Source organism: Pseudoalteromonas nanhaiensis, from assembly GCF_051235485.1.
Lineage (GTDB): Bacteria > Pseudomonadota > Gammaproteobacteria > Enterobacterales > Alteromonadaceae > Pseudoalteromonas > Pseudoalteromonas lipolytica_C.
The window spans coordinates 56,557-70,105 of record NZ_JBPNYQ010000010.1; the positions used below are offsets into that span (position 1 = coordinate 56,557).

At 42.2% G+C, this 13,549-nt stretch carries 10 protein-coding genes and 1 tRNA gene; 6 read left to right on the forward strand and 5 right to left on the reverse strand.

Translation table 11 applies throughout. The features are described 5' to 3' along the window. Positions 1-203 precede the first annotated feature (203 nt). Entirely contained in the window at positions 204-1,421 is a 1,218-nt protein-coding gene (locus ACSFVZ_RS10650) for a cyclic di-GMP phosphodiesterase (protein ID WP_135923629.1), read from the forward strand. On the opposite strand, the gene ACSFVZ_RS10655 is transcribed toward ACSFVZ_RS10650, so the two are convergent. Then, positions 1,381-1,704 carry a hypothetical protein gene (locus ACSFVZ_RS10655; protein ID WP_435558823.1) on the reverse strand — a complete coding sequence of 108 codons (324 nt, stop codon included), beginning with the start codon at positions 1,702-1,704 and terminating at the stop codon, positions 1,381-1,383. The genes ACSFVZ_RS10650 and ACSFVZ_RS10655 overlap by 41 nt on opposite strands. A gap of 336 nt (positions 1,705-2,040) precedes the next feature. On the opposite strand from ACSFVZ_RS10655, the gene ACSFVZ_RS10660 reads away from it, so the two are divergent. After that, positions 2,041-3,318, forward strand: a complete 1,278-nt coding sequence (locus ACSFVZ_RS10660) for an outer membrane protein transport protein (protein ID WP_135923631.1) — start codon at positions 2,041-2,043, stop codon at positions 3,316-3,318. A gap of 109 nt (positions 3,319-3,427) precedes the next feature. Here the strand turns inward: ACSFVZ_RS10660 and ACSFVZ_RS10665 are convergent, their stop codons facing one another. The 3 genes from ACSFVZ_RS10665 to pepA all read right to left on the reverse strand — a co-directional run bounded on the left by ACSFVZ_RS10665 (position 3,428) and on the right by pepA (position 8,382). Then, entirely contained in the window at positions 3,428-6,283 is a 2,856-nt protein-coding gene (locus tag ACSFVZ_RS10665; RefSeq protein ID WP_435558824.1) for a valine--tRNA ligase, read from the reverse strand. Between the two features lie 23 nt (positions 6,284-6,306). Beyond that, positions 6,307-6,753 (reverse strand): DNA polymerase III subunit chi, encoded by a 447-nt coding sequence (locus ACSFVZ_RS10670; protein ID WP_135923633.1) that lies wholly within the window; start codon positions 6,751-6,753, stop codon positions 6,307-6,309. A gap of 114 nt (positions 6,754-6,867) precedes the next feature. Continuing rightward, complete coding sequence (gene pepA, locus ACSFVZ_RS10675) at positions 6,868-8,382, reverse strand: leucyl aminopeptidase (RefSeq protein WP_435558825.1); 1,515 nt, start codon at positions 8,380-8,382, stop codon at positions 6,868-6,870. 322 nt (positions 8,383-8,704) lie between these two features. On the opposite strand from pepA, the gene lptF reads away from it, so the two are divergent. Beyond that, positions 8,705-9,817: an LPS export ABC transporter permease LptF gene (gene lptF / locus ACSFVZ_RS10680; RefSeq protein ID WP_135923635.1), complete on the forward strand. Its 1,113-nt coding sequence runs from the start codon at positions 8,705-8,707 to the stop codon at positions 9,815-9,817. Further along, complete coding sequence (gene lptG, locus ACSFVZ_RS10685; RefSeq protein ID WP_135923636.1) at positions 9,814-10,881, forward strand: LPS export ABC transporter permease LptG; 1,068 nt, start codon at positions 9,814-9,816, stop codon at positions 10,879-10,881. Before lptF ends, lptG begins: the two co-directional genes overlap by 4 nt. A 66-nt stretch (positions 10,882-10,947) precedes the next feature. Here lptG and ACSFVZ_RS10690 read toward each other — a convergent pair whose 3' ends face one another. Further along, a complete protein-coding gene (locus ACSFVZ_RS10690; protein ID WP_199526116.1) occupies positions 10,948-11,448 on the reverse strand; it encodes an RDD family protein in 501 nt (166 codons plus the stop codon). Positions 11,449-11,588: 140 nt separating this feature from the next. Here ACSFVZ_RS10690 and ACSFVZ_RS10695 point away from each other — a divergent pair, with 140 nt between their 5' ends. Together ACSFVZ_RS10695 and ACSFVZ_RS10700 are read left to right on the forward strand one after the other, a co-directional pair. After that, a complete protein-coding gene (locus ACSFVZ_RS10695; protein WP_435558826.1) occupies positions 11,589-13,241 on the forward strand; it encodes an acyl-CoA dehydrogenase family protein in 1,653 nt (550 codons plus the stop codon). Positions 13,242-13,417: 176 nt separating this feature from the next. Next, positions 13,418-13,502 (forward strand) — tRNA-Leu (locus tag ACSFVZ_RS10700). The last annotated feature ends 47 nt before the right edge of the window (positions 13,503-13,549 follow it).

Sequence of the window (13,549 nt, forward strand, 5' to 3'; positions counted from 1 at the left end):
CAGATTGAAACTTAATAGTTTGTGAGCTTCTAGGGGAAAGAGTAAAGTTAGCGAGTTGCTACTTTCTAACTTTACCTTTTTTAATTTTCCCCTTTTCAACTTTATAACCCATACCTATTTCGTATTCTAAGAATAATATATAGACATTTTTGATTAATTGGTGATAATTAAAAACTCAATCTTTTTATACACCAAGCGCGTTTATGCTTATAACTTTACCCATTGCCGAACTAGTACCAGGGATGTTTGTTGACAGTGTCAGTAAGCAGCAAGAGCACGTAAATAGCATAAAAATTAAGACGCGTGGCCTGGTCCGCGATAAAACCATTATTCAGCGCTTAATATCTGAAGGTGTTGAAGAGCTTCTTATCGACTTCACCCAAAGTGATGTTGCACTTCCTAAAAAATATCAACCAAAAACTGAGACTACTCAAGCCAAAGTAGAACAAAAGCCTGCGGCTAACGAAGTACCGCAAGGGATCACTGTTCAGCAAGAGTTTCTAAAAGCCAGTGTGCATTACGAACAACATAGTCGAAAACTGCAAGGCTTTTACTCTGATATTACCTCGGGTTTAAAAATGAATGTGTCGGTACTTGATGATATCGCCGTTGATATAGTCAGCTCGGTATTTCGTAATCACAATGCGTTGACTATCTTAACTCGGCTCAGAGATAAACATATTTATAATTGGCGACATATGATCAACACCGCCATTTTGGTTAGTGTGTTTGCCAAGTATTTAGGCTATAAAGAAAAAACCATTAAAGAATTAGCAATGGGTGCATTGCTGCATGATATTGGGCAAGCCAAGATGCCACAGGGGGTTCTTTCTAAGCCAAGCGCATTAAATAATAATGAAATGCAGGTAGTAAAAAAACATGTGGCACAAAGTTTAGGTTTAGTGAAAGGTGAAAAAGGCATTACGCCCTTAATGTTAGAGATGATAGTTAATCATCATGAACGTTTAGATGGCAGCGGTTATCCTCGTGGCATCACCGGAGAAAAGTTAAGTCGACCAGCGCGCATTATGGCTATTGTTGATGTGTATGATGCAATGACGGCGGACAGACCTCATCAAATGGGTGAAGAACCCATTTCGGCACTGCGCTATTTACTTGCTAACAAACAGATGTTTGATTCAGAGTTGGTGCAACGCTTTATTAAATGCTTAGGTGTACATCCTGTTGGCACGATTGTTAAGTTAAACAATGAGCGTTTGGCGCTGGTAATGGAAGGAAATCATCAAAATCCAATTAAGCCTAAAGTTAAAATATTTTATAACGCGAAACACAAGCACCACATTACTGCGAAAGATGTTAATTTGAATGAAGAGCAAGATCTTAAGATTGTTGCAAGTATAAAACCGCTAGATTATCAGCTTAATTTGGCTCGTTTGTTAAAAGAGCATCTGCTTGTTTAGACTTAACGCAGCGTTTTCTAGCGCTGCGTTTTGCTGATATAAATGCACCACTAAAACAACTCGTCATTAAAACCAACCACAACAACGTCCCTTTTTCGACATGCAAGGCGATGCAACATAACATGAGTGACAATACCGCACTAAACATCGCTTTTAACGAAAAGTGATTAACAGGGTTATCGCAATCACCTACTTTAGTACACGCACAGTAGTTAGCTTTACAAAAATAATGAACACTCACACCGCATAACATCTGCGCAACAACAATAAGTGCGATTTCCATGGTCCGATCCTAACTGAAAAACCTTTATTTAAGTCTAAAGGGACAACAAATACATGTCAATGCAAATGATAACTATTGTTGTTTGTAGGGTTTGTAACCAGAGATCTGATGAGTTTTAATAAGTTGTTATCCTGTTGTTAAAATGCGGGTTTTTTACCTATTTCTAACGAAAAATTACAGTTTTTTGATCTTAATTAAGGTAATGTTCGAAAGTTTGTAATCATTAGAATAAAACATCTAATACCAACATACAGTGCTAATCTTTTATGCTTAACTAATGGGTTGCCCTCGATGTTGGATTAGCTAACGCACAAGTTTGCAAGAGGACACAGATTTATGAAGTTCACTAAAACACTAATTGCAGCATCACTTGCTGTTGTTTCTGCTGACAGCTTTGCTGCAGCCTTCCAATTAGCAGAGCAAAACGTATCAGGTTTAGGTCGTGCATACGCTGGTGAAGCAGCCGTAGCTGATGATGCCTCTGTTGTTGCTCGCAACCCTGCACTTATGTCTTTATTCAAAGACAAGCAAATTTCAGTTGCAGGCATTGCTGTAATTCCTGACGTAAGTCTAAATGGAGAAGGTGCGGCATATGGTTTAGATGAGAATGTTATTGATGATGACAGCATCGCACCATCTGCATTTATTCCTGCTGGCTACTTCACAATGCCATTAAACGACAAAGTATCACTAGGCTTTGGTGCTTTCTCAAACTTTGGTCTTTCTACTGAATTTAACGATGACTACGCTGCGGGCTCTATTGCAGGTGAAACTGAAATCGTTACTGTAAATATGAATGCAAGCGCTTCATATAAAATCAACGAACAGTTCAGCCTAGGTCTTGGTTTAAACTATGTTTATGCTGATGCTAAAGTTGTTCGTAATGCAGGTACTAACCCATTTGGTTTACCAGCTAGCACGCAAATCGCTCACCTTGAAGGCGACGACTACGGCTTTGGTTGGAACGTTGGTGTAATGTATCAACTAGATGAGAATAGCCGTTTTGGTTTTAACTACCGCAGCGAAACAGATATCGATTTTGAAGGTGAGTACTCAAACCAACTTCCAGCTGCTGTTGGCGGTTTAGCGGGCACTGTAGTACCTGGTGAGTTAAAACTAACACTACCAGCAATTGCTGAGTTTTCTGGTTCACATCAAGTTGATAAGAAGCTAGGCGTACACTACAGCATTTTATGGACAGGTTGGGACAGCTTCCAAAAATTAGAAGCATATACACCAAGCCTTGAAACGCCTGTATTCTCTAAAGAAGAGAACTTCTCTGATTCAATGCGTTACTCTATCGGTACTGACTACCAGTACAGCGATGCATTATTACTTCGTGCAGGTATTGCATACGACGAATCACCAGCTGATAAATCACACTTATCAATCTCTATCCCTGATACAGATCGTTTCTGGTTCTCGTTTGGTGGTAACTACGCATTCAGCGAAAACTCAAATGTTGACTTAGGTGTAAGTATCCTTCGTGGTAAAACACAAAACTTCTCTGAAAAAGACAGCCTAGCAGCTTCTTTAGGCCAAAATGTTTCATGGGAATATGAATCAAAAGGTCACGCAGTACTAGTTGGTGCTCAGTATAACTACACGTTTTAATACTGGCGCGACGTAAAGTTGCGCTACAGAGCATTAAAAAGCCGCGCTATAACAATGTTATAGCGCGGCTTTTTTGTAAGCGCGAATAAATCGCGCTTGATATATGCTGTTATAGACTTTCGATTTTCGCTTTTTGCGCTAATAGTTTGTCTTTCGCATCTGTAAATTCAGCCAGTTTAGCATGCTCTTTAGCAAGCACAGCTTCTGGTGCATTATTTACGAACTTCTCGTTAGCTAACTTGTTTTGAACCTGTGCTAAGCCTTTTTCTGCTTTTTCAAGCTGCTTCGCGATACGGGCTAATTCAGCTTCAACATCGATTAGGCCAGCCATTGGGATCATGATCTCAAGGTTGCCAACATATGATGTTGCACATGCAGGTGCATCGTCTTTGTTATCAAGAAGCGTGAACTCTTCAAGCTTAGCAAGAGACGCTAAGAATGCTTCGTTATCCGTTAAGCGGCGCTTGTCTTCGTCAGACGCATTAGCAAGCAATACCGATAATGGCTTGCTTGGGCTGATATCCATCTCACCACGGATGTTACGAATAGCAAGAATGAATTGCTTAACCCACTCAAGGTCAGCCATTGCTTGGCTATCAACATTTGCTTCATTGTAAACAGGGAAACCTTGAACCATGATGCTAGTGCCCGCAGTTTCAATGCCTGCAAGTGGTGCTACACGTTGCCAAATCGTTTCTGTGATGTAAGGCATTAACGGGTGCATTAAGCGTAGTAGGCTTTCTAATACCGTGATCAAAGTATGACGAGTACCACGTTGCTGTGCTTCGTTACCTTTAAACAATACTGGTTTAGTCAGTTCTAGGTACCAGTCACAGAATTGGTTCCAAGTGAACTCATAAATGGTGTTTGCTGCTAAGTCAAAACGGTAGTTTTCTAGATGCTCAGTATAGGTTTTAACGGTTGCTTCAAATTGGCCTAAAATCCAACGATCAGCAAGTGAGTACTGTTTTTCAGCATCTGTAGCGAAGCCACAGTCTTGCTCTTCTGTATTCATTAATACGTAACGGCTCGCGTTCCATAGTTTGTTACAGAAGTTACGGTAACCTTCTAGGCGGTTCATATCCCAGTTGATATCACGGCCCGTTGAAGCCATTGCTGCAAGGGTGAAACGTAGCGCGTCTGTACCGTGTGCTTCGATACCGTTTTCGAATGTTTTGCGAGTATTTTTCTCAATCTTCTTCGCTAGTTGTGGTTGCATCATGTTACCAGTGCGCTTTTCAACTAGGCTTTCAAGGTCGATACCGTCAATCATGTCGATAGGATCAAGGACGTTACCTTTCGATTTAGACATCTTATCGCCGTTTTCATCACGGATAAGGCCTGTTACGTAAACGGTTTTAAATGGTACTTGTGGCTTGCCGTCTTCATCTTTGATGAAGTGCATGGTCATCATGATCATACGAGCAACCCAGAAGAAGATGATGTCGAAACCTGTTACCAGCACGTCAGACGGGTGGAAAGTTTTTAAATCATCAGTGTTTGCAGGCCAGCCTTGCGTTGAGAAAGTCCAAAGCGCAGATGAGAACCAGGTATCTAAAACGTCTTCGTCTTGCTTAAGTGCAACATCATCAGCAAGGTTGTTATCGCGGCGTACTTCAGCTTCGTCACGACCAACGTAAACGTTGCCTTCGTTGTCGTACCAAGCAGGGATGCGGTGACCCCACCAAAGCTGACGTGAAATACACCAATCTTGTACGTCGTTCATCCACGAGAAGTACATGTTCTCGTATTGCTGAGGTACAAATTTAATGTCGCCATTTTTAACCGCTTCTTTTGCTGGTTCAGCAAGAGGTGCTACGCGCACGTACCACTGGTCAGTAAGAAGTGGCTCAATCACTACGCCAGAACGGTCACCGTAAGGGACTGTTAAGCTGTGATCTTCAATTTTTTCTAGTAGGCCAAGCTCTTCAAATTCGCTCACAATCGCTTTACGTGCATCAAAGCGGTCAAGGCCGTGTAAGCGCTCAGGAATTGGCGCATCTAATTCAAGCTCTTTACCGTCGAATGTGTAGCTTTCGCCTTCGCTTAATACCGCAGCATCTTTGTTGAAGATGTTGATCATTGGTAGTTGGTGACGTTTACCCACTTCGTTATCGTTAAAATCGTGGGCAGGGGTGATTTTCACACAACCTGTGCCTTTTTCCATGTCTGCATGTTCATCGGCAACAATTGGAATACGACGGTTTACGATAGGCAGTAAAATTTCTTTACCGATCAGATCTTGGTAACGTTCATCATCAGGGTTAACCGCAACACCTGAATCACCTAGCATTGTTTCAGGACGCGTTGTGGCAACAACGATATAGTCTTTACCATCTTGTGTTGTTACGCCATCAGCAAGTGGGTAACGTAAGTTCCACATGTGACCTTGTTTGTCTTTGTTCTCAACTTCAAGATCAGAAATAGCGGTGTGTAGTTTAGGGTCCCAGTTTACTAGGCGCTTACCACGGTAGATTAGATCTTCTTTGTGAAGACGTACGAATACTTCTTTAACCGCCTCAGAAAGACCTTCGTCCATAGTGAAACGCTCACGGTCCCAATCTACAGAAGCACCTAAACGACGTAATTGTTTAGTGATAGTGCCGCCAGAGTGATTTTTCCACTCCCAGATTTTTTCGATAAATGCATCACGGCCTAGGTCGTGGCGTGTTTTACCTTCTTCAGCAGCAAGCTTACGCTCAACAAGCATTTGTGTTGCGATACCCGCGTGGTCAGTACCTACTTGCCATAATGTATTATTGCCTTGCATACGCTTTAAACGCGTTAGCGTATCCATGATGGTATCTTGGAACGCGTGGCCCATGTGTAAGCTACCCGTGACGTTTGGTGGCGGGATCATAATTGAGTATGCGTCACCTTGGCCAGACGGTTTAAAGTAGCCATTTTCTTCCCAGTCTTGGTATAAAGACTGTTCAATATCTTGCGGATTATAGGTTTTATCCATTACACAGAACCTTAAATAAATGCTTAAATGTCAATTTCTTGCGTTGCAATATGAGCGCCCAGTTGGCGAAGCTTTTTAAACCGCTCACGGGCGGCTTGCTTAGCGTTTGGCTCAATGGGTACAAAGTCAAAAACTTGCTGAAAACGGCGAATAAAATCCGGCAGGTGTTCAGCTAAGTTGATTAATATTTTTCTGTTGCCGACAGGCGGAGTCATACCAATTTCAACCGGTGCGCCACCTTTAGGGCCTTCACCTTGTAGGTTGTGTGGTACAAAACTATCTGGTTCAAATGACCAAATGATGTCGTCGATTGTGTGGGCCATGTCAGTGTTATCGGCGTAAATAAATACGCGATGACCAAGACGATACTGATCAGCAGCAATTTTTGCCGCGAGATCGAAACGTGCGTCAGTTAATTGCTGGGCATTATCATCTTGTTTTAGAACGTAAAATTGTGCGTTCATACTCATTGTGACGGGCGTCCCCACAGATACACAGATCAAAGCAGGGATTTTGACATAGAACGCGTATTGCTTCAATTAATAAGGCGCCATTTGGCGCCTTATTTAGCTATGTTTAGCTTGTTAGTCGTGATTGGCTTCGTTTACGCCTGCACGGTTAAGTAAATATTGTGTCAGCATTGGGACCGGACGGCCTGTAGCGCCTTTATTTTTACCGCCACTACGCCACGCTGTGCCTGCAATATCTAAATGAGCCCAATTATATTTTTTGGTAAATTTAGACAAGAAGCACGCTGCAGTAATCGTACCTGCTGCACGGCCACCTAAGTTGGTGAAATCAGCAAATGGGCTTTCAAGTTGCTCTTGGTAGTCATCCCACAGTGGCAATTGCCATGCGCGGTCACCACTTTGCTCAGACGCTTTAAGTAAATCATGAGCAAGTGGGTTATGGTTTGATAGTAAACCCGTAGCATGAGAGCCCAGCGCAATGATACACGCACCAGTTAGTGTCGCTACGTCGACAACAGTATCTGGTTCAAAACGCTCAACATACGTTAATGCATCACACAATACTAACCGGCCTTCTGCATCGGTATTTAACACTTCAACAGTTTGACCTGACATGGTTGTTAAAATATCACCCGGGCGATAAGCGTTTGAGCCAGGCATATTTTCACATCCGGCAAGTACACCAACCACATTAATAGGTAACTGCATTTGTACCAGGGCGCGCATAGCACCAATAACACCTGCAGCACCACCCATGTCGTACTTCATTTCATCCATGGCTTCGCCTGGCTTGATTGAAATACCACCTGAGTCAAAGGTCAAACCTTTACCAACCAAGACGATTGGCGCTTGATCTTTGTCGCCACCTTGATAGTTGATCACAGACATTACTGACTCATTAGCACTACCACGGCCAACCGCTAGGTATGAATTCATGCCTAGCTCTGCCATTTTTTTTTCGCCAATAATTTCAACAGTTACGTTATCAAAGTTTTCTGCAAGCTCCTTTGCTTGCTCACCTAAGTAAGCAGGGTTACAGATGTTTGGTGGCATATTGGCAACATCTTTACATAACTTGCTACCCGCAGCGATGGCTAAACCATGCTCAATTGCACTTTCGCCAATCGTTAGCTCGCGACGTGTTGGTACGTTGAAAACAATTTTACGAAGCGGGCGACGTGGATCGCTCTTTTTGCTTTTAAGCTGATTAAATGTGTATAAACAGTCTTGTGTCGTTTCGACTGCTTGGCGGACTTTCCAGTAGGTGTCACGACTTTTAACATGTTGCTCAGTTAAAAAGCACACAGCTTCCATCGAACCAGTTTCGTTTAGCGTGTTAATCGTTTTTGAGATGATTTGTTTGTATTGTTTGTCATCAAGCTCACGCTCTTTACCACAACCAACTAACAGTACGCGCTCGCTCAGTACATTGGGAACGTGGTGTAATAACAATACTTGACCAGGTTTTCCTTCAAGATCACCGCGGCGAAGTAAGTTTGAGATATAACCGTCACTTATTTTATCTAGCTGTTCACCAATGGGCGATAAACGACGTGGCTCATAAACGCCAACTACAATACATGCGCTACGTTGTTTTTCTGGACTACCACTTTTTACGCTAAATTCCATTGTTACTCCTGATGTTGAGTCTAAATACCTTCGTAAAATAAGGGTAAGAAATTCATTTTGAGCTGTTTCTTACATTTTTTAGTTTATAAGCACTAATGTTAGTACATAAACTGTGACTCTATTTATGTGTTTTTGAACTTTATCTTAATGTGAATATCAATATCACATAATAGAGGCCATCTATACCATTTAAGCAAGATTATATGTTCTTGCTAGGTATGATATTTAACTTTGATGGCATATAATAAAGTGAGTAAAATAACTAGTTTACTCAAAATTCCTTACTATTCCAGTGAAACTCGATGTTTAACAGGGGCGAGCATTGCTAATTTTTCGTTATTTGACCACTGAAGTCTTAAAGTCGCAGGTCGCCGTATTTTTAACTTTGATGACTATTTTCGTGTCTCAAAAGTTTGTTGTTATTTTAGGAGACGCCTCTGAAGGGGGGCTTCCTGCTAAGCTTGTGCTTTCGATGATTGCACTAAAACTACCTCAACTTGCTTCACTTATTCTGCCTTTAAGTATCTTCTTGGGTATTATCTTGGCGTACAGTCGCATTTATGCTGACAGCGAAATGACAGTTTTCAGAGCGTGTGGTGTGAGTGAGTGGTACGTGGTTCGAGTGACGCTTATTTCAAGCACTGCGATGGCCGTATTAGCAGGGGCGCTTACACTCTATATCGCGCCATGGGCCAGTGAGCAAGAATATCAATTAAAAGAGCAAGCTAAAGCTGACGCTGGCTTGTCGGCTTTACGTGCCGGACGTTTTCAGCAAACCGGGAACGAAAAAGCGGTTGTGTTTATTCATAATATTGAAAATGGCGGCAAAGAGCTTCACAAAGTATTTGTTGCCCAGTTGCCAGACCGAGAGAAAGGTGACTTAGCCCGTTTAGTATATGCTGAGCGTGGGGTGGTGATTGAACAAGAAAATGGTGAGCAACAACTTGTTTTAAACGACGGTAAACGTTACGAAACCGATGGCGAAACAGCAGCCCTTAACTTAACCGAATTCGATGGCTATAGTGTGCAAATCCAAGATCAAGAAATTGAGCATCAGCGCCGTAAATTAGAAGCTGTACCAACATTTGATCTGTTTAAAATGAAAACCACTGAAGCAATTGCGCAGTGGCAATGGCGTTTAGCTATTCCGCTTTCAATTCCATTATTAACTTTATTAGCAGTGCCTTTAAGTGTGGTAAATCCACGTCAAGGTAAATTTGCTAAATTAGTGCCTGCAATCAGCTTATATTTAGGGTATTTCATATTACTGAATGCCGCTAAGTTTGCTGTTGAAGATGGCAAAATTCCGCCTTCAATTGGTTTGTGGTGGATCCATTTATCAGCCTTGTTTATTGGTGGGTTCTTGATTATTAAAGGTCGTCCGCTCGGTGCGTGGTTAAAAGCAGTAGTGACTAAGCGGGAGTTAAGCGCATGATGAAAACACTCGACTGGTATTTAGGTCGCAGCATAATTCAAACAACCGGTTTTGCCTTAATGGTATTGGTGGGTATTAGCACCCTAATAAAGTTTATTGAGCAGTTAAAATCGGTTGGTCGTGGTAGCTATGATATTGCAACAGCCCTCATTTACACACTGTATAGTATGCCAGGCGATTTAGTTATTTTCTTTCCGATGGCTGCGCTAATTGGTGGCTTAACGGGACTTGGTGCGCTGGCCTCAAACAGTGAGCTGGTAGTCATGCAAGCGGCGGGGATGTCACGGCTGCAAATTATTGTTTCAGTAATGAAAACCGCTATGTTTATGGCTATTTGTATGATGGCACTAGGTGAGTGGGGTGCACCAGAAGCACAGCTCAAGGCAAAAGATATCCGTAACCAAGCGATTTATGGCGGGGATGTTTTTAATGCCAAACAAGGGGTGTGGGCAAAAGATGGTAACAACTTTATAAATATCGAAGATGTTGATCAACAAGGCATACTTCGCGGTGTACACATGTATCATTTTGATAAGTCACTGCAATTAACACAAATTACGAAAGCTGAAGAAGCACTTAATCGCAAGGATGGCTGGTTACTTCGCGATGTTAATAAGGTAATGATTACACCTGAACAGATCACTACCGAGCAACAAGGTGAAGAGTTTTACAGCTCCCAACTTACCGCCGAAAAGCTAGGGGTTGTATCTGTAAAACCTGAGGCTTTATCGTTCACTGGATTATGGTCTTATTTAAGCTATTTGAAACAGAATGAGCAAGATACGAGCACCTATGAATTAGCATTGTGGCGTAAAATTATGCAGCCTATATCGATAGCCGTGATGTTATTAGTGGCATTATCATTCATATTTGGACCACTTCGTACCGTGACAATGGGCGCACGCATCATTATGGGCGTGATCACAGGTATTACTTTTCACCTAACCAATGAGATTTTTGGTCCTGTGGTTATGGTGTATCAAATTCCAGCCGTGGTAGGGGCTGTATTGCCAAGTGTTTTATTTATTGGCTTTGCTACTTACTTATTGAATAAACGGGTGTAATGCTCGCTTTAAGACACAAAAAAAGCGTGGTTTTGAGCCTCGCTTTTTTTGTGCTTGATTTGTTGCTTAATCAAGTGAGCGATAAATACGTTTATTTTCTTCTTTGGTTAAGGTGATAACTTCTGTTTTTGCGATGTAATCTTGCAAAGCGCGCTTATTTTTAAAATCAACCAACACCACTAGATTCCCTAAACCTAATAGCGCAGTAATCGCTCTGATTGCACCTTGATGCCAACTAATTAAGCGACCATCGAGGGTTTGCACCTTCAAACGCCATGCACGCATACCAATAGTTTGGCCACTTTTAGCCCAAAAATAGCTAAAGAAACTAATACTCACTACTACCAATAACGCACTACGAATCCCATACAGTAATGGCGAATTTTGAATGAAAGCAGATACATCCTCAGCGTTGCCAATGCTAAGTACGTCTAATGAAATTAGCCCTTGAACAGCTAATAAATACAGTACAGTTGTCAGCATCGCAAAAGCAATTACAACTAAGGTATCGTAAATTAAAGAGGCAAAACGGCGCCAGAAACCGGCACGTGGAAACTCAGCTGACATAAACTATCTCATCCAATTAAATTGCGCAGTAGTTTAGCAAAGTACTTAGCAAACAAGAAATACTTAGCGAAGCTTTAGCGCGTCGACAAACAGGTCTGACCTGCTATAGTAAAGAAAATAATAAAAATGAGTACACAACTATGGCTGTTTCTCAAAGTGAAACCCATCAGGTATTTAATCAACCTAAACCGCTTGAAAACTACAACGCCTATGAGGCTGACAGCGTGCTTCAGTATTGGCAAAACCGTTTTGCAGGGCAATGGGGGGCTGCACATTTAACGGCGTTTGGAGAGCAAGTGGGCGGCACATTATTGCGTGCTGGGTTCTTAGCAAATAAACACTTGCCAGAACTAAATACACACAGCCGCTTTGGTGAGCGCATAGACCAAGTTGATTATCATCCAAGTTATCATCAGCTGATGCAGCATGCCATAGAGCAAGGGCACTGCGCATTACCTTGGCAACAAAAAAAGGCTGGTAGTCATGTTGTAAGAGCAGCGATGGCGGTGCTCCACAATCATGCTGATCCGGGCTCCGGCTGCCCATTAACCATGACCTTTGCCAGTGTGCCTGCAATAGCCAGTCAAAAAAATGTAGCGGCTATGTGGCTACCTAAAATACTGGCAAATCATTACGATTCAGATAATAAACCTTGGTACGAAAAAAAGGGTGTCACCATAGGTATGGCGATGACCGAAAAACAAGGTGGCTCTGATGTTAGAGCTAACACCACCAAAGCCGACGCCATCAATGAGAGTGGTGCAGGGCAATTATATGCTTTAACTGGGCATAAATGGTTTTGCTCAGCGCCCATGAGTGATGCATTTTTAGTGCTCGCTAATACCGATGACAAGCAATTATCTTGCTTTTTAGTGCCTCGCTGGCTCGAAACTGGCGAGAAAAATGCCATGTATATTCAGCGCTTAAAAAATAAGTTAGGTAATCAATCAAATGCGAGTTCTGAAATTGAATTTAGAGGTGCGCATGGCTGGTTACTCGGGGAGCCAGGAAGAGGTATTGCTACAATCATTCAAATGGTTGCTCTAACTCGTTACGACTGCATGCTAGGCTCAAGTTCGTTGATGTTACAAGCAGTAAAAGAAGCAATATGGCATACATCTGGGCGCAGTGTATTTGGGAAAAATCTGCATCAACAGCCACTGATGCTCAATGTGCTGGCTGATTTAGCTATTGAAGCAGAAGCTGCACTTGCGATTTCAATGCGTATTGCCTATGCCCTTGATAATCAAGATGATAGCAATGAAGTGGCATTGATACGCAGTGCCACGGCAATCGGTAAATATTGGATTTGTAAGCGGGCAGTGCAGCACACTTATGAGGCTATGGAATGTATTGGTGGTGTGGGTTATGTTCAAGACAACATTACCAGCCGACTTTATAAAGAAGCACCAGTTAACTCTATTTGGGAAGGCTCTGGTAATGTGCAGTGCCTTGATCTTTTGCGCGTGTTTAGCCGTGAACCTGAATCACTTGAGGTGCTTATCAATGAGCTAGAAAAAGCACGCAGTTTGCACCCTGATTTTGCGATAAAACTCGATGAACTTAAAGAAATGCTCACAGATACCTCAAACTTCGAAATGCATGCTCGGCGCATAATTGAAAGGCTGGCACAGCTTTGGCAAGCAGCGACGCTATTGCAATTTGGCGAACCGCTTATAGCAGATGCGTTTGTGAAAAGCCGATTAACCGGTGTGGGGTTTAGTCAATATGGTTGCCTTAGTTGTGATATTGATTGTCAGGCGATTGTTTCGAGAATGATGCCAAAACTCTAAAGTTAACAACTTGTTTAATAATTGTTCGGTTGAGTAGCCGCTGCGCACAAAAGGCTTGCTGCCTTACCCATTCTTTGTATAATGCTTGGCATAGAGACAAAAGCAGTTTAAAAAGTTTTTGCTCTAAAGTGGTTTTTCTTTGTCTTCTCGTGTTTAGAAGGTTAAAGAAAAATGAAGCCAGTATGATGGAATTGGTAGACATGACGGATTCAAAATCCGTTGCCTTCGGGCGTGGCGGTTCAAGTCCGCCTACTGGTACCACTTTTATGACCCCAGCAGTTTTGCTGGGGTTTTTTTATGCCAGAAAA

Coding starts and splice junctions, on each gene's coding strand:
- ACSFVZ_RS10650 (WP_135923629.1), top strand. CDS start 204: ATGCTTATAACTTTACCCATTGCCGAACTAGTACCAGGGATGTTTGTT.
- ACSFVZ_RS10655 (WP_435558823.1), bottom strand. CDS start 1,704: ATGGAAATCGCACTTATTGTTGTTGCGCAGATGTTATGCGGTGTGAGT.
- ACSFVZ_RS10660 (WP_135923631.1), top strand. CDS start 2,041: ATGAAGTTCACTAAAACACTAATTGCAGCATCACTTGCTGTTGTTTCT.
- ACSFVZ_RS10665 (WP_435558824.1), bottom strand. CDS start 6,283: ATGGATAAAACCTATAATCCGCAAGATATTGAACAGTCTTTATACCAA.
- ACSFVZ_RS10670 (WP_135923633.1), bottom strand. CDS start 6,753: ATGAGTATGAACGCACAATTTTACGTTCTAAAACAAGATGATAATGCC.
- pepA (WP_435558825.1), bottom strand. CDS start 8,382: ATGGAATTTAGCGTAAAAAGTGGTAGTCCAGAAAAACAACGTAGCGCA.
- lptG (WP_135923636.1), top strand. CDS start 9,814: ATGATGAAAACACTCGACTGGTATTTAGGTCGCAGCATAATTCAAACA.
- ACSFVZ_RS10690 (WP_199526116.1), bottom strand. CDS start 11,448: ATGTCAGCTGAGTTTCCACGTGCCGGTTTCTGGCGCCGTTTTGCCTCT.
- ACSFVZ_RS10695 (WP_435558826.1), top strand. CDS start 11,589: ATGGCTGTTTCTCAAAGTGAAACCCATCAGGTATTTAATCAACCTAAA.